The organism is Mycobacterium malmoense (genome assembly GCF_019645855.1).
Taxonomy (GTDB): domain Bacteria; phylum Actinomycetota; class Actinomycetes; order Mycobacteriales; family Mycobacteriaceae; genus Mycobacterium; species Mycobacterium malmoense.
Genome location: NZ_CP080999.1, coordinates 153,120 through 178,316, shown reverse-complemented (window position 1 = coordinate 178,316; position 25,197 = coordinate 153,120). Strand labels below are relative to the sequence as shown.

Genomic DNA, 25,197 nt, shown 5'->3' with positions numbered 1-25,197 from the left:
GATCGGCTATTCCTGGCCAGTGAAGTAGGGAAGCGTCACGTCGGGGCCGACCGCATGGAATTGCACCCGCACGCGCATGCCGATCGCCAGCTCGTCCGGTGCCACACCGACGACGTTGGTCAGCATCTGGTAGCCCTCGTCCAGCGTGACGATCGCCGGCGCGTAGGGCGGTTCGAACTCCGCCGTCACCGGCCGATGCACCACCGTCCAGCTGTAGATCTCGCCGACGCCGCCACCCTGCTTCCACCGCAACGTGTCCGAAAGGCATTGGCGGCAGTGCTCGGTCGGCGGAAAATTGGACAGGCCGCAAGCCTCGCAGCGCTGGTAACGCAACTCCCCCGATCGACATCCCTCCCAGAACGGAAGGCTGAGTTGACTGCTGGCGTGCGGCACGGGGCCGGCCTGAGGTCGCAACGGGCCGGCAGTCACAGCGGTTCGTCCCCGACGATCAGCACCGTGGTGAACAACGCCCCAGCTCCCCCGTTGCTGCACAACGCAATATGCGCGCCGGGCACCTGCAGGTCGCCTGCCTGGCCGCGCAACTGCTGAACGGCCCGAATCGCCCGCTGCATCATTTGCGGATTGGATCCCGCGTGGCTGAAGGACATCGTTCCTCCGTCGGTGGTGATCGGATGGCTGCCGTCGATGGCGATGTGGCCGTCTGCCACGAAGGGTCCGCCCTCGCCCTCGCCGCAAAACCCGAAAGCCTCGAGCTGCCGGATGATTTCGAACGAGAACGGGTCGTAGAGTTCCAACACGTCCACGTCGTCGGGCCGCAGCCCGGCGTGGCTGAACGCACGCTCGGCCGCGCGCCGGCCCACCACCCCGTTAACGTGATCACTGCGGCGGCCAACGAGATCCCACGCGGGCGGGTGTTGATACGACGGTCCGTGGAAGTCCGCGCCGCTGCCCAACACGTAGATCGGTTGGCTTACCACGTCCACCTTGTCAATGTTCGCCACCACCAGCGCACACCCTCCTTCGGACGTGGTGGCGCAATCCAGGAGATGAAAGGGGTCGGCGACCGGCCGCGACGCGGTGATGTCATCCGGCGTGAACGGACCGCGTTGGTAGTAAACGGCTTCGGGGTTTTGCGATCCGTTGTTGCGGATGGTCGCCGCCACGATGGAAAGTTGTTCGCGCGTCGTGCCGTAGGCGTGCATGTGGCGGCGGGCGATGAGCGCGAACTCGGCGGTGGTGAACATTCCCCAGGGTGCGACGAATTCGTTTTCGGGCCTGGTCCACGGCGCCGTGGCCTCGTGGTCGCGGTATTCACCGGCCTGGGCCGCGACCAGTACCACGACGTCGGCCATGCCATGCTCGATTGCGGTGGCCGCCTCGGTGATCATGCCCACCCCGAAGCCCAGCCCCTGCCAGGCGGGGCCCAGGCGCAGGTCGTAGATCAACGCCGTGGACAGCGCCCCCGCGCTGATCCCGTCGACGTCGTCGAGACTCAGGCCGGCGTCGGCAAGCGCGCCCCGCACGGCCTGCAGCGCCAGCCCCCGCGAGGTTTCGCCATCGAGTCGGCGCCCCTGCCGGGTGTTGTGCACTCCGACGATCGCCGCGGTGCGCTTCGTCACCTTACTCCATCCTCATCCGTTGGGGCACTTCAATTTTCGTCCGCGACGACGCCGAGGTAGGTGCCCACGACGTCGTATTCCCGCCCGTCACGCTCGATGGTGCCGATCGTCGTGGCCCGCGCCTCGGCCCGTGACCCGCCCGCGTCGATCACGTCGATTCGCACGTCGATCGGGCGTGCCGTTTCCGGGTCGGTGATCTCGACGACCATCGCGACCGCGCGTTCGGCCTCGTCCCACTCGACGCTGGTGATCCGGTGCCGGGCGGTCAGTTCCATCACCACCGAGTCCCGGCGCACCAGGAAACGGACCGGCGCACACAACTCGCCGGCGCGCGGCGGCACACACAACGTGACCGCCATGTCACAAGCCCGCCGGCCGCGCGCTGGTGACCCCCAACTCGCGCAATTCCGCCAGGTCCCGCTGGCTGCGCCCCAGGACGCCCGTGAGCACTTCGCCGGTGTGCTCGCCATACAGCGGCGGCACCCGGTGAATCCAGCGCCTCGGCTTCCCGACGAATGCGAACGGCATCCCGGTGCACAGGAAGGAACCGGCAACGGGGTGGTCGACCGTTTCCCAGAAGCCGCGCGCGAGCAATTGCGGGTCGCTCAGCAGTGCCGCGGGCGGCGTGACGCGCGCCGCGGGCACCCCGCCGGCGCGCAGCGCATCGACCGCCTCGGCCACCGAGCGCCGCGCGGTCCAGCCCGAGATCAGCTTGTCGATTTCGTCGGCCCGCTCCCGCCACGCCGCCTCGTCCGGCCCTAGCTCGGGTCGCGCAATGAGCCCCGCCAACGACACGCGGGCGGCGTCGTCCATCGCGGCAAGCGCGACCCAGTCGTCGTCACCCCGACAGCGGTAAACGCCCTGGGGGCACGCGCCGGGTCCCCGATTTCCGTCTCGCCGCAGCTCGATTCCGTTGCGCGAGTATTCCACCAGCATTTCGGCGGCCACGTTCAGCGCCGACTCGACCATGGTCGACTCGACGTGCATTCCGGTCCCGTCGCGGTCGCGGATCACCAGCGCCGCCACGGCGGCGAACGCGGCATGCAACCCCGCGATCGGGTCGCACACACCGCGCGGAATCACCGGCGGGCCATTGGCATGTCCGGTCATCCACGCCATTCCCGTCGCCTGTTCCATCGTCTGCGCGAAGCCGACGCGGTCGCGCCACGGGCCGTCGAGACCAAACGCCGGCATCCGGACCATGACGGCGCGCGGGTTGGCCGCGGTCACGGCTTCCCATTCCAATCCGAAATTTCCCATCACCCGCGGTGAGAAGTTCTCGATGACGAGATCGCTTGCGGCAATGAGCTCCAATGCGATGGCCCGGCCGGCGTCGGTGCTGAGTTCGACGCTGATGCCCCGCTTGTTGTTGTTGCTGCACAAGAACACCGGACCCCACTCCCACCATTGGTCCCAGGTGGGTGGGCGCCCGCCGGCGAATCTCAGTCCGTCGGGGCGGCGAACGCCCTCGATCTTGATCACGTCGGCGCCCAGCGCGCCGAGCAGTTGGGTGGCGACCGGCCCCGCCCAAAAGGCGGTCAGGTCGGTAACTCGTATGTCGGACAACGGAAGTGCGTCGGCATCGGCGGGACCGTGCCGCTCGGGTCGTGGCGGCCAGTGGATGCGCCCGTTGTCGGCACCCAGCAGCGGGGGCCGACCCGGCAGCTTGGTGGTCATGGCATCGCTGCGATACGGCACCCGCGGCGTCAGCACCCCGAGCTCCGATTCGACGAAGACGCCCCGCTCCACGAAATGATCCACCGTCGGCAGCGTGGTTGGAGTTCCGATGGGGGCCACGGGAATTCGGAATGCCACCGCGAGGTCGACGATCTCTTGCGTGGTGCGGGCCTGGGTCCATTGGGTCACCATGCCGAGGAACTCGTCGCGGCGCGTGACTCGACCTTCAACCGAGGCCAGCTCGGCGTCGTCGACCAGGTCGGCACGGTCGATCATCACCAGAAAGTCCTGGAACTGCTGCGCGGTGATGGTGCAGAAGCCGACCATGCCGTCGGCCGTGGGAACGATCGAGGGCAGTTCCAGACTGCGCTGGCGCAGGCCGGAATCCGGGCCGAGCACGCTGGCCGACATGGTCGACAGACCGCCCATCGCGATGGCCATCGCCTCGTACGTCGAGACGTCGACAATCTCGCCGCATCCAATCCGCAAGGCGTGCCGGGCCGTCGCGGCGGCGACCGCCGCGGCGAACGTGCCGGCCAACCATTCACCGAGCCGGCCGCCCGCCTGCACCGGCTCGTCGCCCGGCCATCCTCGGCTGGCGGTCGAGCCGCACAGCGCCTGCAGGATGAACTCGTTGGCGGCCACCTGGTCGTCGACGTAGGGACCCGTGGTTCCGAACGGCGTCACCGCCACGATCACCGCCGACGGGCCGGTGTGAGCCGTGACGTCGTCGAGGGTCCAACCGTCGGTCAGGTCGGTGAGCACGATGTCGGCGCCGGCCAGCAGTGCCGCGACCTCCGCCGGGTCGTTCACCGACCTCTTGCCCGCCGCCAAATAGCCGAACAACGCCCCGGCCGGGCCGTCGGCGCGGGCTGACCAGTTGCGCAACGAATCGCCCTGCGGGGATTCGATTTTCACGACGTCGGCACCCGCGTCGGCGAACATCTTGGCGCAGTAGGACACCGCGACGCCGTTGGATAACTCCAGCACACGCCAGCCGGCGAACGGTGCCTGGGCCGGCACGCTCAGTTGCCCAGGGTGGTGGATCGCCCGGCGATACCGGAAGCCTCGGCGGTGACCGGCGCCGGGGCCTGTGCCTGCAGGGCGAACTGCGTCATCCGCGTCCACGCGTCGCGATCACGCTGGCTGGCTTGGCGACCGACGTGGGTGACCACGTCCACGTCCGTGGCCCGCGCGCGCAGGTGGCCGGCCCGGGCGCGTTCCTTGGGGAGGTACCGGAACGGATCGAATGAGTATGCGGCCATGGCGTTTTCGTGGGTGATCTTGTTGACGACCGAATCGTCGAGGTGGCCCATGGTCGCCATGACGTCCTCGGGCGCGAACGGCCAATTGCTGTCGGAATGCGGAAAGTCGGACTCCCAGCACAACATGTCCTCGTTGAACCAGTCCATGTTTTGCACGCCTACCTTGTCGCTGATGAAGCAGGTGTAGAAATGCCGCTTGAACACGTCGATTGGCCCACTGTAGCCCGGCGGAAACGCCGCCAGCGTCCAACCCGAGTGACGCCTGTAGACATGCTCGGCGCGCCACAGGAAGTACGGTATCCAACCGACGTCGCCCTCGGTGAGGGAGAACTTGACTTCGGGGAAGTCGACGTAGAACTCGGCCCAGATCAGCTCGGTGAACGTGAACATGCTCATCATCGACGACGCCGTCATCATCACGCTGGGCGGGGCATCCGTCGACACCATGGGCGATCGCGATGCGGAGCCGACGTGCGTGCACAGCACGGTCTTGTTCTCGCAGGCGGCCTCGAACAGCGGGTACCAATATTTGGTGTGGATGCTGGGCATCTGCAACGCCTCGGGATTCTCCGAGAACGTCACCGCGTGACAACCCTTGTCCGCCAACCGCTTGACTTCCCTTGCCGCCTCGGCCACGTCGAACAGGGGCAGGATGCCGCACGGGATGAACCTCCCCGGGTACGCCCCACACCACTCGTCGACGTGCCAGTCGTTGTAGGCCTTGATCATCACCAGGTTGACGTCGCGGTCGGGCCCCTGGTTGAGCACCTGACCCGAGAATCCGGTGAAATTCGGGAAGTTCAGGCCCGCCAGCTGCCCGCCCGCGTTCATGTCGCGGACCCGCTCGTCGACGTTGAAACACCCCGGCCGCATCTCGTCATAGCGTGAGGCGTCGACGTTGTACATCTCACGGGGCTTGCCCGCGACGGCATTCAGTCCCATGTTCCGTCCGCGAACGTCGCCGTAGTACCACTGCTGGATCCCGTCGGGTTCGACGACCACCCGCGGCGCGAGGTGCCTGTACTTCGCGGGGACATGGGCGTCGAACATGTCGGCCGGCTCGGCGATGTGATCGTCCACGCTGATCAGGATCAGGTCGTCTTTGTTCATGGCGCGCTCCTCGCGGGACGATATGGTGACTAGTAGACAATGGTGTCAGTCACAGTGTCAACGGCGGGAACGTGTCCCCTCCGGAGCTATGCGCACCAAGGAAGTTAGGCGGGTGGGTCCGCCTCGACGAGACAGAGATGCTGTCGCACAACGGTAAAACCCCGCGATGTCTTCGACCGATAGCGTGGTCCAACCCGGGGCGGACGGCCCGGCGTCCGACCACATATGCCTTTGTCATTAGGGACTATTAGTCTGCAAATTTGGGTGCGGAGGGGCGACGAAACACCTGGCCCTCCTGCGGGATCGGAGGATCGCGCGCAGCCGACCGGCGTCGCATGCCACCATGAGGCATGCTGGGCCCGGAAAGTGACGCCGTGAGCACGAACAAAGCCGTGCGGCCCACCACCGCCGACGTGGCCCGATTGGCCAGCGTGTCGACCGCGACGGTCAGTTACGTGCTGAACAACGCCGAGGGCCGCAGGATATCCGCGCAAACCCGGGAGGCGGTCCAGCGCGCCGCGGAACTCCTGGGCTATCGACCCAACCTCGCCGCGCGTAATCTCGCGCGCGGCAAGAGCGGTGTGGTCCTGTACGTGGTACCGCACGTGGCGGTGGGCGAAATGCCGATGCAAGCCGGCAGCCGGATGACCACGGAACTGGCGCGCCAGGGTCTGCTGCAGGTGCAGATCTTCGAGGCCGAGGACGATCAGCATGTCGTCGATGCGATCGAGAATCTCGACCCGATCGCGGTCACCAGCCTGTTCCCGCTGAGCCCGCCCGCCGCGAGCGCGGTGCGGACGGCGGGCGTGCCGCACATCGAGATCGGGACGCTGCCCGCCCTCGGGGATCCACACCTGTCGGTCGGTGAGATGCGGGTCGAACACCTTGTCTCGCGTGGGCACCGACACATCGCGTTTGCCTACACCGGGATCGCCAAATGGCGTGCCCTGGGCGACTATTGGTTCGAGGGCGTCTCGCGCGCGGCGCGGTTGCGCGACCTTCCGCCCGTCCGCGTCGCCGAGGTCACCCTGGACAACGCCGCCGGCGTGGTGACCGACTGGGTGCGCGACGGCGTCACCGCCGTGTGCGCGCAAAGCGACGAGATAGCCTGCCTGGTCCTGTACGGCATTCACGAAGCGCGGCTGCGCTGCCCGCGCGACCTCGCGGTGATCGGTGTCGATGCCAGCCCCATGGGCGTCGTGAGCACACCGCCCTTGACCACGGTGCAATTCAACCCGCGCGCGGTCGCCGACGCCGCGGTCGCCGCCGTCTTCGAACGGTTGGGACTCCCCACGCCACCGTCTGGCGAGGCGACCGACGTCTCCCGGCTCATCGTGCGCTCTTCGACGTAACCGCTGGGCTCGCCGTCCTAGACATCCCATGGTTAAGCGCATAACCTACGCCTTGCGGTCCGTTCGGGGAACGAGCCGGCACGCGAAAGTCGCAAAGAGGCGAGGAAGGGTAGCTATGACGGTGCAGGCCGTGCTCGACGAGATCCGCGAGCGACCCGGTACCGGCGAGGTGATTGCCGTTGTCGATCCCGCCACCGAGGAGCAGGTCACCGAGTTCAAGGATTGCGGGCCGGAAGCCGTCAACGACGCGGTGGCGCAGGCGAAGGCGTCCTTCGAGTCGGGCGTCTGGCGGGATTTGCCGCCCAGCGAGCGGGCCAAGGTGCTCTGGCGGGTCGGCGAGCTGATTGACCGGAACGCCGAGGTGCTGGCCGAGCTCGAATCGCTGAACGCGGGCATGACCCCGCTGCAGGCGCAGGGCACCGTGACCGTCGGCTCCGAGTTCTTCCGCTACTACGCCGGCTGGTGCACCAAGATCGAGGGCATCGCGGCCGACGTGCACACCGGCGGGCTCACGGGCATCGACTCCCATCAGCACGCCTACACCCTCAAAGAACCCTACGGCGTGGTGGGGCTGATATTCCCCTGGAACGGGCCGGTTTTCAATTTCTGCTGCAAGCTTGCGCCGGCGCTGGCGGCGGGCTGCAGCAGCGTCGTCAAGCCGGCCGAGGAGACCCCGCTGTCGGCGCTGGTGTTGGACGACATCCTGCACGAGGCCGGGGTGCCCGAGGGGGTGGCCAACCTGCTGTTGGGCTACGGGCACACCGCGGGGGCCGCGATCACCGCGCACCCCGACGTCGAGAAGGTCGCCTTCACCGGATCCACCGAAGTCGGCAGGGAAATCGTGCACGCGGCCGGCGCGAGCAACCTGAAGAAGGTCACGCTGGAACTCGGCGGCAAATCGCCGGTCGTCGTCTTCGACGACGCCGACCTGTCGAAGGCCGTCCCGATGGCGGCGTTCGGCACCTTCATCCACTCCGGTCAGGCGTGTGTGTGCGGGTCGCGCATCTTCGTCCAGCGCGGCGTCTACGAGCAGTTCGTGGAGCAACTGGCGAACGTCGCGAACGGACTGCCGCAGGGCGGCCCCAAGGACGACGGCAGCCTGATCGGCCCGCTGATCAGCCAGAAGCAACTCACCCGCGTCCTGGGCTACCTCGATCAGGGCAAGACGGACGGCGTCGAGGTCGTCACCGGCGGGCACCGGCTCGATCGCAAGGGTTACTTCGTGCGCCCGACCGTGCTCACCAATGTCGCCCCCACCAGCAGGCTGTTCCAGGAGGAGATCTTCGGGCCGGTGGTCGCGGTCATCCCGTTCGACGACGAGGACGAGGCCGTCGCCCTGGCCAACGACAGCACCTACGGGCTGGCCGCGACGGCCTGGACTCGCGACCTTGGTCGCGCACACCGAATCGCCAAGCGGCTCAAGGCCGGAACGGTCGGGCTGAACTGCCAGATGCAGTTCGATCACTCCATGCCCTTCGGCGGATACAAGCAGTCCGGCTGGGGCTACGAGTCCGGCAAGGCGGGCCTCGAGACCTATTTGCAGACGAAAATCGTTTGGGCGCAGATGTAGTTGCGGGCCCCGGCGGCAGTCAGCTGAATCGGTTCCCAAAACGTAAGACGTGGTCTAGGCATGAGACTATGATTCAAAATCCGGCGCCCGAGCCTTCCGATCGGTTCGCCCCCAAGGCCCGTGCCGCGTGGCAGTTCTTCCAGCAGATGATCACCGACGTCACCAAGGTCGTAACCGAGGACGCCCAATCCGAGCGGGAACTCCTCGAAGGGCTGCGGGTCATCGCCCGGGTGTCGTCGCTGTGCTCACAAATGTCCGTCGAGGCCGGCCCCGGTCACCCGTCGTTCTTCGACATGTGCTCGGACACCAGGATGATCGGCGGGCCCAATCCCGACGGCAACTACTTCCTGGCGATGATCCGCGGTGATCGGCGCTACCGGATCACCGGCACCCGCGGCGGCACCGCCTATCTCGGATTTCAGATCCTCGCCGGCACCGGCCTGACCCCGCGCCGAATGTCCAATTACGTTGGTGACGCGGACCTGGCGCTGAATTCCGGCGAATTCGCGCTGGTGCTCTCGGCCGAAGAGCCTGCCGATCTCGGTGGCGCGCAGTGGGTGCGGATTCCCGACGACGCGTCGTCGGTCGTCGTCCGCGAATACGTCGGCGATCGTGACTCCGAAGAGCCGGCCACCCTGCGGATCGAGGCCCTCGACCCCGGCCCCGTGACCGCGCTGTCCGACGACGAGCTCGCCGAGCAGTTCACCGCGATGGCGTGGTCGCTGATGAAGCTCACCACGCTGCACCGCACCATCAAGCCCGAGCTGCTGGAGAGCCCGAACACGCTGCTGACGGCCGGGGCGGCCGATCTGGGCGCCGCCGACACCACCCCGGACAACCTGTACATGATTGGCACCTTCCGGCTCGATTTCGGCCAGGCGCTGGTGCTCGACATCGAGCCACCCGACACTCGGTACTGGAACGTCACACTGGAAAGCATCTGGCACGAGTGCCTGGAGCCGCGCCGCCGGCACAGTTCGGTGACCAATCGCGCGGTTCGGCCGGACGCGGACGGCCGGGTGCGCATCGCGATCTCCGCGCAGGACTTCGGGTTTGGCCATTGGCTCGACACCGGTGGCCGGCATCGCGGATTCGTCGTCGTGCGCTGGCTGGACAACCCCCGCCCGCCCGACGTCAAGGTTTCGGTCCGCGAGCGACAGGAGCGGGCGTGACGCTGCAGGAGCGGTTCAACCCGGAACGCCTCATCGCCGTGGCCTGTGCGGAAGTCGGCAGCGACGACTTCGGCGAGGAGGGCTGGCGGGACGGGTTGCGGCGTGTCACCGACGGCCTGGTCAACGATGCGCGACTGTCGGCGATCGGCGTGGAGATCGCTTACCTCGACATCATCCGCGCCCTGAAGAACCGGCTCGGTGTGATCGCCTGGCGCAAGCAACATCCCGAAATCGCCGGCAAGCCAATCACTTCGCCGATCTTCATCGTCGGCCAACCGCGCACCGGGACCACGATCCTCTACGACCTGCTGGCCCAGGATCCGGGCCTCCGCGTCCCGCTGACCTGGGAGGTCGACGCGCCCTGCCCGGTCCCGCAGCCCGAGACCTATCACACCGATCCGCGCATCGCGCAAACGCAGGCCGGCATCGAACTCTCCGAACAGATCATCCCCGGATTCCTGGCCTTTCACCCGATGGGCGCCCTCGTCGGCCAGGAGTGCGTCCGCATCACCGCCAGCGAATTCACCAGCATGATCTTTTCGGTGCAGTACCGCCTGCCGAGTTACTACCGCTGGCTGCTGTACGACGCGGACCACACCGGCGCCTACCGGTTTCATCGAATCTTCCTGCAGCACCTTCAGTCTGGCGTGCCCGGGCAGTGGCTGCTCAAGTCGCCGGCACACCTGTGGCAGCTCGACAAGCTACTCGCCGAATACCCCGACGCGTTGATCGTGCAGACGCACCGCGATCCGCTCAATGTCATCTCGTCGATCGCCGCACTGACCCACCACTTGCGGAGGATGGGCAGTGACGAGTCGAAGATCGCGGAGTGCGCGGCCCAGTCCTATGAAGAAATCGTCGTCGGCCTCGACCGCGGGATGACGCTGCGCGACAGTGGCGCCGTCCCGGCGGGGCGCGTGATCGACGTGCAGTTCGCGGATTTCGTGAAGGACCCCTGGAGCACAATCGGCGGCATCTACCAGAAGCTGGGCCGCGAGCTGCGACCCGACACCGAGGCGAAGATGCGTGAGTTCCTGGCCGCCCATCCTTCGGACGGCGGGCGGGGGCGCTACACCTGGTCGGACACCGGCCTGGACGCCGGCGAGGTTCGTGACCGAGTGCGCGCGTATCAGGAGCGCTACGCCGTACCGACCGAGCACCCGCGCTAACCGGCCGCACCGGTAGACCGCACGCCCGCGTCGGTCTCGACGCGCTACTCGGCGGGCTCGTATCGCAGCATGGTGACGTCGTGTTCTGGATAGTCGAAGAACACCGGCCGCACCCGCATGCCGACGCTCAGATCGGCCGGATCGACGTTGACCATTTCGGTGGAAAACCTTGGCCCTTCATCCCATTCGACGATGGCCAGCAGCTGCGGGACCGCGCCGGCGAAGTGCGGGCCGACGGGCCTGCGCGCCACGGTGAACGAGTAGAGCGTGCCCATGCCGGAGATCTCGCGCCACTCCAGGTCGTCGGCTAAGGTGCGTGGCGCGCGCACCCGCGGATAGAACACGTAGCCCTGCAGCGACGGCGAGTACTGAATGACAATGCGGTGCTGCGTCAGCGCGTCCCAGAATGGCGCGGTCGTCGGCGTTTTGACCGGCATGGGTCGTTCGAATGTCACCATGAGTCCTCAGTCCCCCTCCAGGATGAGCGTCGTCTGCTCGGACAGGATGCCGCCGTTGCCGGACACGAAAGCGCGGTTGCAGTCGGCGACCTGGGCCGTGCCCGCGCGTCCCATGATCTGGCGGGTGGCGTCGCAGACGTGGTGCATTCCGCCCGCCAATCCCGCTTGGCCGAAGCCCAGTTGGCCGCCGGCCGTGTTGAGCGGGAAGTCGCCACGGAAGGTCAGGTCGTGGTTGGCGACGAATTCCATGCCCTTGCCCTTCTCGCAGAAACCGGCGTCCTCCAGCGACAGCAGCACGGTGATGGTGTAGCAGTCGTAGATCGACACCATGTCCATCTGCTCACGGCTCAGATTCGTCATGGCGAAGGCGGTTTCGGCGGCCGCCGCAATCGGGGTGCATAGCAGGTCCTCGGCGTAGGTCGGGGTTTTGAACGGCACGTGTTCGCCGAATCCCTTGATCCACACCGGACGGTGACGCGCCCGCTTGGCGATGTCGGCGTTGGCGACGACGACTGCGGCGCCGCCGACACAGGGCATCACGATCTCCAGCATGTGCAGCGGATCGGCGATGACCGGGCTGGCCAGGACGTCGTCGACGGTGAGCGGCTTGTCTTTCCAGATCGCGCCCTCGGTGTGATTGGCATTGACCCGCTGGTCGACGACGATCTTGGCCATCGCGCGCTCGTCGTAGCCGTAGATTGCCGCGTACCGCTGGGCCACCTGGCCGTAGGGCCCGTTTTGGCCGAGGTTGCCGTACGGGATCTCGAACTCCGCTTGCGGAGAGCCGTATTGGTTGCTCGACGAACCGAAGAACATCGCGTCGACAATGGACCTGGGCTTCTTCTTGGATGACGGCGTGATGTATCGCGCGGGCAGTGCGCACAGAACGGCGTCGCAGACGCCGAGTTCGATCGCGGCGGCCGCCCGCCAGACCATGGCCGCGGCGCTGGCTCCCCCGAGATCCACCAGCTCGGCGAACCTCGCTCCTATTCCGAGGTATTCGGCGATGGTGGAGGGCACGAAGATCTGCGATTCGGCCAGGTGCGACGCCACGATGCCGTTAACGACGTCACCCGGCAGTCCCGCGTCTGTGAGCGCCGCGGCGGCGAGTTCGGCCCATTGTTCGATGACGAACGGCGCGGGCGAGGCCTTGGTGAGCCGCTCGGGCGGCAGCTCGACGTATCCGACGATCGCCGCTTCCCCACGTAATCCCATGGCATATCCCTTTTTTCCCTTTTTTAGAGTCCTATTTTCGAGGCAGGCCGAGAATCATCTGGGCGATGATGTTCAGCTGAATCTCCCTGGTGCCTCCGCCCAGCAGCTCGGCGGGCAGTTGTAGATACGGCGCCACCACCGCGGGGTTGGAGTCGGCGACCATCGCCAACGTGCCGGTCAGCTGCAGCGTCGCCTTGAACGTGCGCCGCAGCAGTTCGTTCATCGCCACTTTGGCGATGCTGGACGCCGGCCCGGATGCCTGGCCGTCGAGCAGCCGGATGGTTTCCCGCACACCCAGGGCCTTGATGGCGTTTGCGTAGGCGTCCAGTTCTCCGAGGGCGCGCTGCGCGTCGTCGCGGTCCGGTCCCGGTTCCGCCGCGAGCCGACGCAGTGCGACCGCCCTGTCGTACTTGACGTATCCGCCGATGGCCGAACGCTCCTCGGCCATGGTGGCGATCGCGAGGTCCCAACCATCGGTGGGGGCACCTAGCAGCATCCGGTCGGGTACGAAGACGTCGTTAAGGAAGACCTCGTTGAAGTGCGCCTCACCCGTCGCCGTCGTGATCGGTTGGATTTCTATCCCTGGGGATCGCATGTCGACGATGAAGTAGCCGATGCCGCGGTGCTTGCTCGCCGCGGGGTCGGTGCGCGCCAGCAGCGCCCCGTAGTCGGCCCGGTGCGCGGCCGACGTCCAGATCTTGTGTCCGTTGATGGTCCAACCACCGTCGACCTTGGTTGCGCGCGTTGTCAACGCGGCGAGGTCGGAGCCGGCGGCCGGCTCGCTGAACAGCTGGCACCATGCCATCTCGCCGCGCTGTGTCGGCGGAATCAGCAGTTCCTGCAAGTCCTTTGGCGCGGCCCGCAGCACCGAAGGCAGTATCCACTCGGCGATGCCCAGCGAGGGACGCACCAGGGCTGGTCGCTTGTCGAATTCTTCGTCGATGATGAGCTGGCGCAGTGGACCTGCGCCTATTCCCCACGGCGAAGGCCAGTGCGGCGCAATCAGCCCGGCGTCGGCGATCGCGGTGCGCTGCGGCCCGGTAGCGAAGTGGTCGTAGTCACCCTGCCGTCCGGGCCGATCGTTGCGCAGCGCCAACGCCGAATCCAGGGTTTCGGCCACCCACGAACGGAAGTCGGATTCGGCGTCGCCGAGGTCGACCGACATGTCACGCTGCAGGGTGCACGTCAGTTGTCCCAGGCGTCGGGCCCAACGGCTCGCCGGCCCGATCGACGCGGCCAGGCTTGTCGCCCGCCGCCAGTAAAGGTGCAGGTCGTGTTCCCAGGTGAAACCGATGGCGCCGAACATCGTGAGGGCGTCGAGCACGAGGTCCGGCACCGGCGAGAGCGCGATCATCGCCGCTGTAGCCGCGGCGAGTCGGAGTTGGTCGAGCGGTTCGTCGACGGCGCGCACCGCGTCCCAGGCCGCCGCGGTGGCCAGCTCGCTGTTGACCAGCAACATCGCCGCGTTGTGCTGCAGCGCCTGGAAGGTGCCGATCACCTTGCCGAACTGCTCCCGCGTTCGCAGATGCCCGGTAACCGCCTCGACACACCACTGCGCGATGCCGGCCGTCATGCTGGCGACGAACCCCACGACGATGCCGTGCGCGCGGTCGGGCTCGATGCCGGTGAGCACGTCGGATTCTGCGGCGCAATACTCGGCCAGCCGCAGGATCCCGACGTCGGTTACGAGGTCGGTGCCGGATACGGATTCGACTGTCGCCGTGGGTTTTTCTGTATCCACCAGCACCCAGATGACGTCACCGTCCTGGGCGGCGGCGCCGACCAATATCACCCGTGCCGAACACGCGCCGGCGGTGACGTCCGACGCACCGCTGATCAGCCATCGTTGACCGTCGGCGTGTGCGCGGAAGTCGCCGCCGTCGGGAAGGACGACTGCAGCGGGCACCCCGGATGCGAGATCGCGCACCAGTGATTCGGCGGTCGGTGTCGGATCGGCCAGCAGCGCAATCGCTCCCGTCGTCACCGTCGGCAGCAGCGGACCGGGTAGCAGCGCCCTGGCCGCCGCCTCCAGCACGCAGGCCGCATCGATCAGCCGGCCGCCCTGCCCGCCGAGGCGCTCCGGCAGGTGGACCGCGTGGAAGCCGTTGGCGACCAGCGCATCCCACCATCCTGGGAGCTGCCCCGTCGCCAGCGCGCCAAAGTTGTCGCGCGTCGCGGCGACCGGGGCATGCCGGCCGGCAAAATGGCCGACGGCGTCGCTGAGGTCCTGCTGCTCCGGGGTGAGCCCTAGCGTCATGACGCCGACCCCTCGCGGCTGAGACGACACGCCATCGAAGACTGCTACCCTTTCCCTTACAAGACGAACCGTCTCGTCTTGTGGCAGACTACGGGGCGGGTCAGGATATGTAAAGCGCGCTCGATCCCTCCGGCGAGCTGTCACGATCGCGAGGGACCTGAGAAACGAGGATCACTGGATGCCAACCGATCTCACCCAGGACAACCCGCGGGCAGGTTCCCCGAGGCGTCGCAGCGAGAAGTCGCGCACGGCCATCGTCACCGCCACGCGAGAACTGCTTCTCGAGCGCGGCTTCGATGGCCTGACCATCGAGGCCGTGGCCGCTCGGGCCGGCGTGGGAAAACAGACCATCTATCGCTGGTGGCCCAGCCGTCCCGCACTGGTCGCCGACGTGATGCTCGAAGATGCCGACAAGATCCTGGCGTCGGTAGATCACAGCGACGACCTGTCCGCCGACTTGGTGGGGTGGGTGCGCAAACTCGTCGCCAGCCTGACGACGGCGCGCGGCTTGGCCATGCTGCGGATCTTGACCGTCGCCGGCATGGAGCACGAGGACACCGCGATCAAATTGCGCGCCGGGTTCAGTGCGCCGCTGCACGATGGCGTCCGGGCCCGGCTTCTCGCCGACGGCATCGATGGGACCGCCGCGGAGTCGGCCGCGGACGCGATTGTCGGCGGTGTGGTATATCCGATACTGTCCGGCGTGCAACACTATTCACGACGGCGGGCCGAACGCACCGTCCGAATCATCGTCGAGGCCATTGCGCCGGAGCGCCCTGCGTAACTAATTCGCTTGTCTAGCACCCGATTTCGTCGAATTCGAGAGCGCGGCCTGACCATCCACTCGGGGGTATCGTCGGCGGGCGTGAATTTGACCCGCGGCGGAGCCGTGTCGCCACCCGGGACGTCGACAACGGTGGCTGATGCGAGAACCTGTGCGAAGTTCGTATACGTCACGGGCGAAATGTCATGCAGCCGCGAGTGCCACGGTTCGGTAGGGTCGTGGACCTTCAGGTGTGCCATCCCTGTGGCTCCCTTGCCTAGTCGCGGGTGAGCCGGCGGTGCGCGACTCGGTGGGGGCGGGCGGCTTCCGCACCGAGCCTTGCGACCTTGTTCTGTTCGTAGCCGGCATAGTTGCCCTCAAACCAATACCATTGCGCGGGATGAGCTTCGGTGCCTTCCCAGGCCAGGATGTGAGTGGCGATGCGGTCGAGGAACCAACGGTCATGCGCGGTGACGACTACGCAGCCGGAGAACTCGATGATTGCGTTCTCCAGCGACGCAAGGGTTTCGGTGTCTAGGTCGTTGGTCGGCTCGTCCAGCAGCAGGACGTTGCCACCCTGTTTGAGGGTGAGCGCCAAGTTGAGTCGGTTACGTTCCCCACCAGAGAACAGTCGCGCGGGCTTTTGCTGGTCGGGGCCCTTGAAGCCGAACGCGGCGATGTAGGCGCGCGACGGCACCTGAACCGGCCCGATGTGCAGCATGTCATCGCCGCCGGAGACGACTTCCCAGGCGGTCTGATCGGGATCGATATGAGCGCGGTTTTGGTCCACGTAGGCGATTCGCACCGTCTCGCCAATCCGGATCGCGCCGGTGTCGGGCCGCTCGTTGCCGGTGAGCATCTGAAACAGGGTGGTCTTACCGACACCGTTGGGACCGATGATACCGACAATTCCGTTGCGCGGCAACGAAAACGATAGATCGCTGAACAGCTCGTGGTCGGCGAACGCCTTGCTGACATGCTCGACCTCGATCACCAGGCTTCCCAGTCGTGGACCCGGCGGGATGTGGATCTCGTCGAAGTCCAACCGTTGGGTCTTGGTTGCGTCGGCCGCCATCTCCTCGTAGCGGCGCAGCCGCGCATTGCTTTTGGCCTGGCGTGCCTTGGCTCCGGAGTGCACCCATTCCAGTTCTCGTTGCAACTGACGCAGCCGCTTGGCGTCCTTGCGGCCCTCCACGTGCAGGCGCGCGGCCTTGGTCTCCAGGTAGGTGGCGTAGTTGCCCTGGTACGGGTAGGCATGGCCACGGTCGAGCTCGAGAATCCAGCCCGCGACATTGTCCAGGAAGTAGCGGTCGTGCGTAACCGCGACGACTGTGCCCGGATAGTCGGCCAGATGCTGCTCGAGCCATTGCACACTTTCGGCATCGAGATGATTGGTCGGCTCGTCGAGCAGGAGCAGACCCGGTTGCTGTAACAGCAAGCGGCACAATGCTACCCGGCGTCGTTCCCCGCCGGAGAGGTCCTTGACGTCGACGTCGGGTGGCGGGCAGCGCAGCGCGTCCATGGCCTGCTCGAGACGGGCCTCGAGATCCCATGCGTTGCGGTGATCCAATTGTTCCTGCAGCGAACCCATTTCGGCCATCAGCTCGTCGCTGACCTCGTCGGCTAGGCGAGTGGTGATCTCACTGTAGCGAGCCAACAACGCCTCGGTCTCGGCGACGGCCGCGCGAATGTTGCCCAGTACGGTCTCGGTCTCGTCCAAGACTGGCTCCTGCGCCAGCAGCCCGACAGAGACGTCCGGAGCCAGCCGCACGTCCCCGTTCGACGGCCGCTCGAGCCCGGCCATCACCCGCAGCAGCGTCGATTTCCCCGCCCCGTTGGGGCCGACCACGCCGATCTTGGCGCCCGGCAAAAACGACAAAGTGACGTCGTCGAGGATCACCTTCTCGCCGCGCACCAGGCGCGCTCGGTTCAGTTGATAGATCCACTGCACAACGGCCTCCCGCTACGAATTGACGTCCATCCGTAGGAACCATCGGCGGCCGCCCAGCTGTATGGGCCGCGGTTGCATGGCGGGTCCCACCGCCAACTCTGACCTCAAGCCTAGCCCGTAGCGCAGCGCTTCTGCTAGCGTCGAAAACAGCCGCGATAAATGTTTTCGCGGTCGGCGATGAGGCTCCGCCCAACTTCGCGCCGCCCGGCGCTGATGGCTTCTACCCACAAAACGCATGTTTGCGTTGCAGTGAGGGAGGAGCCATGGACACCCGCAATTCCCCTGATGTCGAGGTGGTCAACGACGCCGAGCGCATCCTGTACCGAGAAAAGTTCCGGATCTGCGAGGAACGCGCCGCTCGGCGACTGGCGCGGACATCCTCGGTGAAATGGACGCGCTTGTTTCCGGATAGCCCGGTCATCCGGGTGGTTGCCGTCGACGGCGTCCTGGTGGGCCGGGTCAGGCGCAACGGCAGCCGATGGATCGCGACCGGGACAGGGCAGCGGGGGCCGGTCGCAGACTGCGGCACCTTCCGCGCCGCCGTCCGAGCGCTGGCCTCGGAGGTTCAGCCATGATGCCCGCCACGGCCCCCGCGTCGCCACACACCGAAGTTCCTGGCTGACAACACGTCCGGATTCGACAGGGGTGATCGTGTCTATCTCGAGCTGGCTCGGTGGCCGTCACGCACCCGTCCGGCCGTTGACATCGATGGCACCGGTGAGCATCCAGGCACACGACGCATGGGTCGAGTTTCCCATCTTCGACGCCAAGACGCGGTCGCTGAAAAAGACGTTCCTGGGTAAGGCCGGCGGCACCATCGGACGCACCGCCTCCAACGTGCCCATCATCGAAGCGCTGCGTGACATCACGCTCTCGCTAAACGTCGGCGACCGGGTCGGCCTGGTTGGGCACAACGGGGCGGGCAAGTCGACTCTGCTGCGGCTACTGGCGGGAATCTACGAACCCACCCGCGGCTGGTCCGCCATCCGAGGCCGCGTGGCACCGATCTTCGACCTCGGCGTCGGCATGGACCCCGAGATCTCCGGCTACGAAAACATCATCATCCGTGGACTTTTCCTCGGCGAGACCCGCAAAACGATGGAGGCCAAAGTCGATGAGATCGCCGCGTTCACCGAGCTCGGCGATTACCTGTCGATGCCGCTGCGCACCTACTCCACCGGCATGCGGATGCGGTTGGCGATCGGTGTGGTCACCAGCATCGACCCGGAAATCCTGCTGCTCGACGAGGCAATCGGGGCCGTCGACACCCACTTTCTGGACAAGGCCCAGTCCCGGTTACAAGGATTGGTGGAACGCTCGGGCATCCTGGTGTTCGCCAGCCACTCCAACGACTTCCTCGTGCGGCTGTGCAAGACCGCGGTCTGGATCGACCACGGCGAGATCAAAATGACCGGCAGCGTCGGGGATGTGATGCAAGCCTACGAGGACACCAAAGCCCACATCATGGCGGAGATCACCTCGAATGAGTGAGTTCAACGCGGAACCAACCCAATCGGGACGACAGGGCCAACGGCCCCGCCAAGGCGGCGCCCGCAGGACCGACACCGCGTCACAGCGTCTGCCCACGGTGCGCGAGTTTTCGGCGGGCGGGCTGGTCGTGCACGGCATCGACTGCGACCAACAGTTCGGGGTGATCATCGGCCGGGACGACCGTCGCGGCCGCACCCTATGGTCGTTGCCGAAGGGCCACATCGAAATAGGCGAGCGGCCCGAACAGACGGCGGTGCGCGAAATAGCCGAAGAAACGGGCATCCGCGGCGACGTGCTGGCCGCGCTGGGCAGCGTCGAATACTGGTTCCGCGCGGACGACACCATGGTGCACAAGACCGTCCACCATTACCTGCTGCGGTTCCGGGAAGGTGAGCCGATCGCCGCCAACGACCACGAGGTCACCGACGTTGCGTGGATGCCGCTCGAGGCGCTGCCGTCGCGGCTGGCTCACGCCGACGAACGCCGGGTCACCAAAGTGGCGGCGGACCTGATACATGCGTTGCGCGAACATGGCCCGGCGGCGCTGCCCCCGATACCGGCGATCTCGCCGCGGCGGCGTCCGCAACGGCATTCGATCGCCACACATGGCGCCAGCCCTCCTAAACCCAGGCCGGGCCGGCAAAGATAGGGCAGGCGGGCCGTGTGCGTGGCCATCGAAATCCCGAAGGGTGCAACGCAATAACTGCCAGATCGACCATGACAGCGGCCGCATTCGCCTCGGCCGCTGCCTTGTTCAGAGCTCCCTCTGACGGGAGGCGAGGAGTTCGGTGCGGGTACGCGGCATGCCACTCCAACCCCGGTCTGTGGGCTTGACCGCCAGCACTTGGTTGATCCCGAGGCGGTTGGCTTCAAACGCCAGCGCCGAGCCGGCCATGTACAGCCGCCAGACCCGTGCACGCCCCGCAGTGCTCGCCGCAACCACCTTGTCCCAGTTGTCTTCCAGGTTCGCAACCCATGCCCGCAGTGTCAGCGCGTAGTGCTCACGAAGGGATTCGACGTCACGCACCTCGAAGCCCGCTCCTTCGAGCGCGTCGATCATCGTTGCCATCGGCTCGATCTCACCGTCGGGAAACACGTAACGATCGATGAAGGACGTCTTCGAAAACGCCTGGCGCTTACCGGGCCGGCGCGAAATGGCGTGGTTAAGCAGCCGGCCCCGCGGACGCAGCAACGCGTATAGCTTCGCCGCGTAGGTCGGCAGCATCACGGCCCCGACATGCTCGGCCATCCCGATACTCGAGATGGCGTCGTACGGTCCGTCGGAGACGTCGCGGTAATCCTGCACACGAATCTCGACCGAGTCGCCCATGCCTTCATTGACGATTCGCTTGCTGGCGTAGTCCGCCTGTGCGCGCGACAGGGTGACACCCACCACATGCGCTCCGTAGCGACGGGCCGCGTACACGGCGAAAGTCCCCCAGCCGCAGCCGACGTCGAGCACCCGCATGCCTTCCGTCAGGCCCAGCTTGCGGGCCACCAGGTCGCATTTGGCGTATTGGGCCGCGTCAAGGTTGTCGCCCGGGCATGCCCAGTATCCGCACGAGTACGCCATCGATTCGCCCAGCACCAGGCGGTAGAAGTCGTTGCCAACGTCGTAGTGGTGGCTGATCGCGGCAGCGTCGCGCCACTTGGCATGACGACGCCCGCGCGCCAGCCTCACCTCTTCTGGCGGCGGCTTGGGCGGCAGACCAATGACTCCGAGCCGCAGCGCCGTTTTCACGAGCGAACGTTTCATCTCACTGTCGATACGCACACCCGGGCCGCACGCAGGATCCGACATCCGCTCGAGAACCGACATGCCCGCGAGTAGGTCTCCCTGGATTTCTATATCACCTGACACGTAGGCGCGCGCGAAGCCGAGTTCGTTTGGGGCCCACATCAGCCGGCGCAGGCCGCGTCGGTTGTTGATCTTCAACTCCCACTGCGCGTTCGACGGCCCCGACCGGCTACCGTCCCACCCGCGAAGCGCGACCGGGACCTCTTGACCCAGAACCGCCCGAACCAGCGGCACCACAGTTTCAGCGACTGTCACGACGGACCTCTGTGCGGAACGCGACTCGTCTCCCAGCTGTACTGATCGTACTCGGAATCGCGAACGGACATCAGCGTCACGACAGGATGCGCGAGAGACGAGGGCTGACCGGCCTTCCCCGAAAGTTCCCGGACGACACGTCGGGCGAACGCGGCTCCAAGGGTGAAGTCGTGCGTGGCTTCCGCGTCTACATGCAGGCGCGTCCCCGCCACGCTCAGCCCTCGAAGGTGGCGGCGCGGGACGGCCAGGATGTGCCTGCCGCCGTCGCGCACGGAGCGCGCCGCCACGGTGCGCGCCACGACCAACTCACGGTCGGTGAGCGCAACAGTTCGGCACACTCGTTGCCCGTCGCGCTTCCACGGAGTCCATTTCGACCGCCCGTCCGCGCTGAAGGAAGCCACGACTCGTGATATGCCGAGTTCCATCGCCAGCGCTGCCGCCTCGACGTCGTGGCGATGGCCATCGTGCTGCCCGAGGTCACTGAGCGGACCGGCCGCGCGCAGCCGAATGCGCATGAGCAGCTCCTCGAGCTTCGGTCCCCGCCACCCTCGCCAGGGGCGCCGGTAATGCAGGGTGAACCGCCGCGTGGCACCGATAATCGCCAGATGCGCGGAGTCGGTACCCCACCTGTGCTCGACCATGCGGATGTCGCGATAGGCGAGTACTCCGACGACCCTGTCGAAGGGCAGGTCGTCGACCCACAACGCGACTCCGTGGTCACCGACGGCTAATATCCTTGTCGGGCAATAGATGTCGGTATCCCCGACTCGACGAATTCCGGCGGGGGCCACGAGCATGTCATGCGGTCGTCTGACGGAGATCAGCTCGGTGAGCGCTTGTGTCGCCGCCTCCGGAATCGAACCCCACTGTGACGGGAAGTAGGCCGGCCCGTATCCGCTTCCGGGGCTCAGTTGCGCCGCCAATTCGCGATCGAGAGGTATCTCCCACGGAGAGATCAGCCCCCGCGACCGCGGATCCCAAGCGGCGGGCTCCGGCGGAGCCGGCCGACGACCAGGTAGGCGCTTGAAAAAGCTTGATCGCCGCACCGCCATGATCTTCCTACCTTTCGGAAAGGCAGGGACCGTTGGCGGACGCAACCGCGCCGCGATTTCGTTGGCGAGCCCCTCCGCCAGCGTATTGCATACCTTACCGCGAATCGCCGAAACTCCAAGCACTCGAAGTGAAACCACTCGTATCGCGCAGGCGCCCAATAGGCAGCGCACAACCTTTGCGCGTCGGTGTGCTCGCCATAGCCGGCACGGTGCGCTTCGTGACGCGATGACGCATCGGCCCACGCCATGCGCAACGGTGAGAGGTGGGGTCGGTCACAGTGGCGAGGTCTCGAGCGGCCCGCGGTTGCCGGCGCGTCGGTGGCGTATGCACCAGGTGAGCGCGACCGCGTAGCCGAAGAGCTGCGGCAACGGCGGTAGCGCTCGATGGCGACGAGTGATATTCGTACACACGGTGATTCGGTGTTTTCCATACAGTTCGACGGCATCGGACATACCAGGGATCGGGGGCGACCCGGCGACGCTTCGCCAGAGATCGGCTGTCGGATGGGTGGTGGGTTACTCGACGAATTGCGCACGGCCGACGAAAGATAAGCGGTTGTCAGTGGTTTGGCATGCTGCTCGTCGGCGGTGCGGGCGCGGTTGCCCGCTTCCGGATCGACCAGTTCATCACCGCACGCGCCGGTGGTTCGTTTCCGTCAGGCACTCGTGGTCGACCTCAGTGGCGCGGCCATTCTCGGCCTGATCGGCCACCTGCTTGGGGAACATCTGTAAGTGAGCCGACCGACCCGGTGATCACTGGCCGCCCACGCATTGCCACGACCGGGCATTGGCCGTATCAGTATGTGCCATCTAAGCTTTCGCGGATGGCTTGCTGCGCCTCTGGAGGCAGTGTGTGCAGGATCTCGCGTACCCGCGCCCGATGCCGTTCCACCGCCTTTCGCTGCGGATAGCCGGGGGTGGGCTGAAGCTGCGGTGGCACGCCGCCGATTTCCTCGACACCGCCGTCCTGCTGACCGGCCTCGACCATCGCCCGCTCCTCGGCCATCTGAGCCTCGTCCTTCTCTTCGGACATGCCGATGGGACCGATGCGCCGGCCGTTGAGGAACTGCCGGACCTCCGGTTGTCGGCTGGTCAGCAACACCTCCCGGGGCCCGAACATCGTCAGCTTGCGGCGGAACAGCATTCCCATGTTGTCCGGCACGGTGCGGGCGATGTTGATGTTGTGCGTGACAATCAACAACGTGCAGTCGAGTTGTGCGTTGATGTCGATGAGTAACTGACTCAGATAAGCCGTGCGCACCGGGTCCAGCCCCGAATCCGGTTCGTCGCATAGCACGATCTGCGGCTCAAGCACCAACGCGCGCGCCAGCCCAGCGCGCTTGCGCATACCACCGGATATCTCGCCGGGAAACTTGTCCCCGTCGTTGGCCAAGCCCACCATGTCGAGCTTCTCCATGACAATCTGGTGGATCTCGCTCTCTTTCTTCCTGGTGTGCTCGCGCAGCGGGAAGGCGGTGTTGTCAAACAACGTCATTGACCCGAACAGCGCACCGTCCTGAAACATCATTCCGAACAGCGTGCGAATCTCATTGAGCTCGCTGGCCGTAGCCTCGACGAGGTTTACCCCGTCGACCATGATCTTGCCGCTGTCGGCGGGCAACAGCCCGATCAGCGTCCTCAAGAAGATCGTTTTGCCGGTACCCGACGGGCCCAGCAGGACACTGACTTCGCCCTCGGGCAGAGTCAGCGTGACATTTTCGAAGATCCGCTGGGGCCCGAACGACTTAGTGAGACCTTCGATCTCGATTGCCACCCCCATGTTCAATCCCTCGCCTCTACCACCGTCAACGAACTGATTTCAACCACGCTTGCCCTTGTGGGTGTGTAGCGCGTTGGAGTGTCCACGGCTTCTCCCTCGCTCGATCGGAGGACAGTTGTTCCCCCAACGACATGTCGAGTGGGTAGAAGCCATCAGCGCCGACGGCGCTATGGTGGCGAGCCTCATCGCCGGCCGCGAAAGAACTTGCGGTTGCCGCCATCGTAGCAGCGCAGCGAGTCAGCGCGCCACGTTCACCGCCGCAGTCGTCGTCACACGAGATCCACCTGGACGCCGATGATCGTCACGACAACGGCGGCCACGACCAGGCCGAGCGCCCACACGATTCGGCGACCGCCCACATGCTTGGCCAGCAGCACGCCGAGGCACCCTAAGGCACCGGCGGACGCCACAAGGGCGATCCAGGACATCCGCGGCAGCAATGTACCCATTACCAATGGCAGCGCAGCGCCGGCGAAGCTGGACGTGCCCGCCACGGTCGCCGAGGCGACCGAGTCGCGAAGCACCGACCTGCCGAGGTTCGTCGCCGCCAGTCGACCGGACCGGGTGAACATCAGTTGGCGTTCGGCTCGTACCAACTCCAATCGGTTCTGGCTGTACTCGGCGACGAACAGCGTCAGCACCGCCGAAGCGAAGGCGACAATGCCGACGCGGGCGCTCAAGCCCAGGCTCAGTCCGACGCCGCGCAGCACGGTTGCCGATGCCAGGGTAAGGGCGTTGAGTATCCCGTCCGACACGCCCAGCGCCATCGCAAACATCATCCTTCCCGACTGGCGCAGACGGGTCGCGCTGCGGCGCCTCACTGTAATCACCGAGTTCGAGGCACCCGCTCGATGATGCGGTTGCCCACAACGATTTCATCGATGCTGTGCACCGCCGCGCCGGTCTTCTCGATCTGTCTGATCAACTGTGTCGCGTCAATGGATTCGCCTTCGACCGTGACCTCAAGACCGACCGTCTCCAGATCGATCTCCGATACGGTGATGTTGAGCGCCTCAACACCAGCAACGTCATCGATCGCCGCGGCCAGCTCCAAAAGATCCGGTCTCGTAATTGCCTTGTCAACATCCAACTGCATGCGACGAATATTCATCGCGGGCTCCTCTGAGGTCATTCGGTCTATGTCCTGCTCCGTGGTCGCATTCGGGGAGCCGCCCTGGCGCAGCGAAACTCGGCCGCTCTCTCCCGTCATTCGCTTCCACACTATGGGAGCCTCGTCGACCCATGTGAGATCGGATCTGCTTGACTTCGTTTCTCCGCGCGG

Annotated in this window: 22 protein-coding genes and 3 riboswitches; of the genes, 8 read left to right on the top strand and 14 right to left on the bottom strand. The window is 66.1% G+C overall.

Translation table 11 applies throughout. The features are described 5' to 3' along the window. Window positions 1-6 precede the first annotated feature (6 nt). From K3U93_RS00850 to K3U93_RS00830, 5 genes are read right to left on the bottom strand one after another with little or no spacing between them, the layout of a single operon-like run. Window positions 7-429: a Zn-ribbon domain-containing OB-fold protein gene (locus tag K3U93_RS00850; RefSeq protein WP_083008917.1), complete on the bottom strand. Its 423-nt coding sequence runs from the start codon at window positions 427-429 to the stop codon at window positions 7-9. Beyond that, window positions 426-1,580 carry a thiolase family protein gene (locus tag K3U93_RS00845; protein WP_083008914.1) on the bottom strand — a complete coding sequence of 385 codons (1,155 nt, stop codon included), beginning with the start codon at window positions 1,578-1,580 and terminating at the stop codon, window positions 426-428. Before K3U93_RS00845 ends, K3U93_RS00850 begins: the two co-directional genes overlap by 4 nt. 29 nt (window positions 1,581-1,609) lie before the next feature. Continuing rightward, window positions 1,610-1,939 (bottom strand): hypothetical protein, encoded by a 330-nt coding sequence (locus K3U93_RS00840; RefSeq protein ID WP_071512694.1) that lies wholly within the window; start codon window positions 1,937-1,939, stop codon window positions 1,610-1,612. Window position 1,940: 1 nt separating this feature from the next. Beyond that, entirely contained in the window at window positions 1,941-4,280 is a 2,340-nt protein-coding gene (locus K3U93_RS00835; RefSeq protein WP_083008912.1) for a CaiB/BaiF CoA-transferase family protein, read from the bottom strand. Window positions 4,281-4,282: 2 nt separating this feature from the next. Further along, on the bottom strand, window positions 4,283-5,632 hold the full coding sequence (locus tag K3U93_RS00830) for an amidohydrolase family protein (protein WP_083008909.1): 1,350 nt from the start codon (window positions 5,630-5,632) through the stop codon (window positions 4,283-4,285). Between the two features lie 350 nt (window positions 5,633-5,982). Here K3U93_RS00830 and K3U93_RS00825 point away from each other — a divergent pair, with 350 nt between their 5' ends. The 4 genes from K3U93_RS00825 to K3U93_RS00810 all read left to right on the top strand — a co-directional run bounded on the left by K3U93_RS00825 (window position 5,983) and on the right by K3U93_RS00810 (window position 10,895). Beyond that, entirely contained in the window at window positions 5,983-6,984 is a 1,002-nt protein-coding gene (locus K3U93_RS00825; protein ID WP_083008906.1) for a LacI family DNA-binding transcriptional regulator, read from the top strand. A 115-nt stretch (window positions 6,985-7,099) separates the two neighbouring features. Beyond that, window positions 7,100-8,554: an aldehyde dehydrogenase family protein gene (locus tag K3U93_RS00820; RefSeq protein WP_083008903.1), complete on the top strand. Its 1,455-nt coding sequence runs from the start codon at window positions 7,100-7,102 to the stop codon at window positions 8,552-8,554. A gap of 68 nt (window positions 8,555-8,622) precedes the next feature. Then, window positions 8,623-9,726: a DUF1214 domain-containing protein gene (locus K3U93_RS00815; protein ID WP_083008901.1), complete on the top strand. Its 1,104-nt coding sequence runs from the start codon at window positions 8,623-8,625 to the stop codon at window positions 9,724-9,726. After that, complete coding sequence (locus K3U93_RS00810) at window positions 9,723-10,895, top strand: sulfotransferase family protein (RefSeq protein WP_083008898.1); 1,173 nt, start codon at window positions 9,723-9,725, stop codon at window positions 10,893-10,895. The genes K3U93_RS00815 and K3U93_RS00810 overlap by 4 nt, the downstream gene beginning before the upstream one ends. Window positions 10,896-10,939: 44 nt before the next feature. On the opposite strand, the gene K3U93_RS00805 is transcribed toward K3U93_RS00810, so the two are convergent. The 3 genes from K3U93_RS00805 to K3U93_RS00795 are packed head-to-tail and all read right to left on the bottom strand — an operon-like array spanning window position 10,940 to window position 14,825. After that, window positions 10,940-11,353, bottom strand: coding sequence for a Zn-ribbon domain-containing OB-fold protein (locus tag K3U93_RS00805; protein ID WP_083008895.1), 414 nt, complete (start codon window positions 11,351-11,353; stop codon window positions 10,940-10,942). 6 nt (window positions 11,354-11,359) lie between these two features. After that, on the bottom strand, window positions 11,360-12,568 hold the full coding sequence (locus K3U93_RS00800) for a thiolase family protein (protein ID WP_083008893.1): 1,209 nt from the start codon (window positions 12,566-12,568) through the stop codon (window positions 11,360-11,362). A 31-nt stretch (window positions 12,569-12,599) separates the two neighbouring features. Further along, window positions 12,600-14,825 carry an acyl-CoA dehydrogenase family protein gene (locus tag K3U93_RS00795; protein WP_083008890.1) on the bottom strand — a complete coding sequence of 742 codons (2,226 nt, stop codon included), beginning with the start codon at window positions 14,823-14,825 and terminating at the stop codon, window positions 12,600-12,602. A gap of 178 nt (window positions 14,826-15,003) precedes the next feature. Between K3U93_RS00795 and K3U93_RS00790 the strand changes: the two genes are divergently transcribed. Continuing rightward, window positions 15,004-15,609, top strand: a complete 606-nt coding sequence (locus tag K3U93_RS00790; protein WP_071512704.1) for a TetR/AcrR family transcriptional regulator — start codon at window positions 15,004-15,006, stop codon at window positions 15,607-15,609. Between the two features lie 256 nt (window positions 15,610-15,865). Here K3U93_RS00790 and ettA read toward each other — a convergent pair whose 3' ends face one another. Beyond that, the gene (ettA, locus tag K3U93_RS00785; protein ID WP_083008888.1) at window positions 15,866-17,539 is read right to left on the bottom strand and encodes an energy-dependent translational throttle protein EttA; all 1,674 of its coding nucleotides are present in this window, start codon (window positions 17,537-17,539) and stop codon (window positions 15,866-15,868) included. A gap of 26 nt (window positions 17,540-17,565) precedes the next feature. Continuing rightward, window positions 17,566-17,642, bottom strand: a riboswitch (Fluoride riboswitch). A gap of 61 nt (window positions 17,643-17,703) precedes the next feature. Next, a riboswitch (Fluoride riboswitch) is annotated at window positions 17,704-17,769 on the top strand. 33 nt (window positions 17,770-17,802) lie between these two features. Between ettA and K3U93_RS00780 the strand changes: the two genes are divergently transcribed. The 3 genes from K3U93_RS00780 (at window position 17,803) to K3U93_RS00770 (ending at window position 19,679) form a co-directional block, all read left to right on the top strand. Next, window positions 17,803-18,114, top strand: coding sequence for a hypothetical protein (locus K3U93_RS00780; protein ID WP_083008886.1), 312 nt, complete (start codon window positions 17,803-17,805; stop codon window positions 18,112-18,114). Window positions 18,115-18,247: 133 nt separating this feature from the next. Then, window positions 18,248-19,030, top strand: a complete 783-nt coding sequence (gene wzt, locus K3U93_RS00775) for a galactan export ABC transporter ATP-binding subunit Wzt/RfbE (RefSeq protein ID WP_083008883.1) — start codon at window positions 18,248-18,250, stop codon at window positions 19,028-19,030. Continuing rightward, entirely contained in the window at window positions 19,023-19,679 is a 657-nt protein-coding gene (locus K3U93_RS00770; protein ID WP_083008881.1) for an NUDIX hydrolase, read from the top strand. Before wzt ends, K3U93_RS00770 begins: the two co-directional genes overlap by 8 nt. Before the next feature lie 105 nt (window positions 19,680-19,784). Here the strand turns inward: K3U93_RS00770 and K3U93_RS00765 are convergent, their stop codons facing one another. From K3U93_RS00765 to K3U93_RS00745, 5 genes are all read right to left on the bottom strand, one after another. After that, complete coding sequence (locus K3U93_RS00765) at window positions 19,785-21,083, bottom strand: SAM-dependent methyltransferase (protein ID WP_083008879.1); 1,299 nt, start codon at window positions 21,081-21,083, stop codon at window positions 19,785-19,787. Beyond that, the gene (locus K3U93_RS00760; protein WP_139796729.1) at window positions 21,080-22,006 is read right to left on the bottom strand and encodes a hypothetical protein; all 927 of its coding nucleotides are present in this window, start codon (window positions 22,004-22,006) and stop codon (window positions 21,080-21,082) included. Before K3U93_RS00760 ends, K3U93_RS00765 begins: the two co-directional genes overlap by 4 nt. Window positions 22,007-22,931: 925 nt before the next feature. Then, the gene (locus tag K3U93_RS00755) at window positions 22,932-23,915 is read right to left on the bottom strand and encodes an ABC transporter ATP-binding protein (RefSeq protein WP_071512711.1); all 984 of its coding nucleotides are present in this window, start codon (window positions 23,913-23,915) and stop codon (window positions 22,932-22,934) included. A 136-nt stretch (window positions 23,916-24,051) separates the two neighbouring features. Then, window positions 24,052-24,114: riboswitch (Fluoride riboswitch) on the bottom strand. 70 nt (window positions 24,115-24,184) lie between these two features. After that, window positions 24,185-24,682 carry a hypothetical protein gene (locus K3U93_RS00750; protein WP_230981553.1) on the bottom strand — a complete coding sequence of 166 codons (498 nt, stop codon included), beginning with the start codon at window positions 24,680-24,682 and terminating at the stop codon, window positions 24,185-24,187. Window positions 24,683-24,741: 59 nt separating this feature from the next. Further along, window positions 24,742-25,125, bottom strand: a complete 384-nt coding sequence (locus tag K3U93_RS00745; RefSeq protein WP_230981552.1) for a DUF211 domain-containing protein — start codon at window positions 25,123-25,125, stop codon at window positions 24,742-24,744. Window positions 25,126-25,197: the final 72 nt, after the last annotated feature.

Coding starts and splice junctions, on each gene's coding strand:
- K3U93_RS00840 (WP_071512694.1), bottom strand. CDS start 1,939: ATGGCGGTCACGTTGTGTGTGCCGCCGCGCGCCGGCGAGTTGTGTGCG.
- K3U93_RS00830 (WP_083008909.1), bottom strand. CDS start 5,632: ATGAACAAAGACGACCTGATCCTGATCAGCGTGGACGATCACATCGCC.
- K3U93_RS00825 (WP_083008906.1), top strand. CDS start 5,983: ATGCTGGGCCCGGAAAGTGACGCCGTGAGCACGAACAAAGCCGTGCGG.
- K3U93_RS00820 (WP_083008903.1), top strand. CDS start 7,100: ATGACGGTGCAGGCCGTGCTCGACGAGATCCGCGAGCGACCCGGTACC.
- K3U93_RS00815 (WP_083008901.1), top strand. CDS start 8,623: ATGATTCAAAATCCGGCGCCCGAGCCTTCCGATCGGTTCGCCCCCAAG.
- K3U93_RS00805 (WP_083008895.1), bottom strand. CDS start 11,353: ATGGTGACATTCGAACGACCCATGCCGGTCAAAACGCCGACGACCGCG.
- K3U93_RS00800 (WP_083008893.1), bottom strand. CDS start 12,568: ATGGGATTACGTGGGGAAGCGGCGATCGTCGGATACGTCGAGCTGCCG.
- K3U93_RS00795 (WP_083008890.1), bottom strand. CDS start 14,825: ATGACGCTAGGGCTCACCCCGGAGCAGCAGGACCTCAGCGACGCCGTC.
- K3U93_RS00790 (WP_071512704.1), top strand. CDS start 15,004: ATGCCAACCGATCTCACCCAGGACAACCCGCGGGCAGGTTCCCCGAGG.
- K3U93_RS00780 (WP_083008886.1), top strand. CDS start 17,803: ATGGACACCCGCAATTCCCCTGATGTCGAGGTGGTCAACGACGCCGAG.
- wzt (WP_083008883.1), top strand. CDS start 18,248: ATGGCACCGGTGAGCATCCAGGCACACGACGCATGGGTCGAGTTTCCC.
- K3U93_RS00770 (WP_083008881.1), top strand. CDS start 19,023: ATGAGTGAGTTCAACGCGGAACCAACCCAATCGGGACGACAGGGCCAA.
- K3U93_RS00755 (WP_071512711.1), bottom strand. CDS start 23,915: ATGGGGGTGGCAATCGAGATCGAAGGTCTCACTAAGTCGTTCGGGCCC.
- K3U93_RS00750 (WP_230981553.1), bottom strand. CDS start 24,682: ATGGCGCTGGGCGTGTCGGACGGGATACTCAACGCCCTTACCCTGGCA.
- K3U93_RS00745 (WP_230981552.1), bottom strand. CDS start 25,125: ATGACGGGAGAGAGCGGCCGAGTTTCGCTGCGCCAGGGCGGCTCCCCG.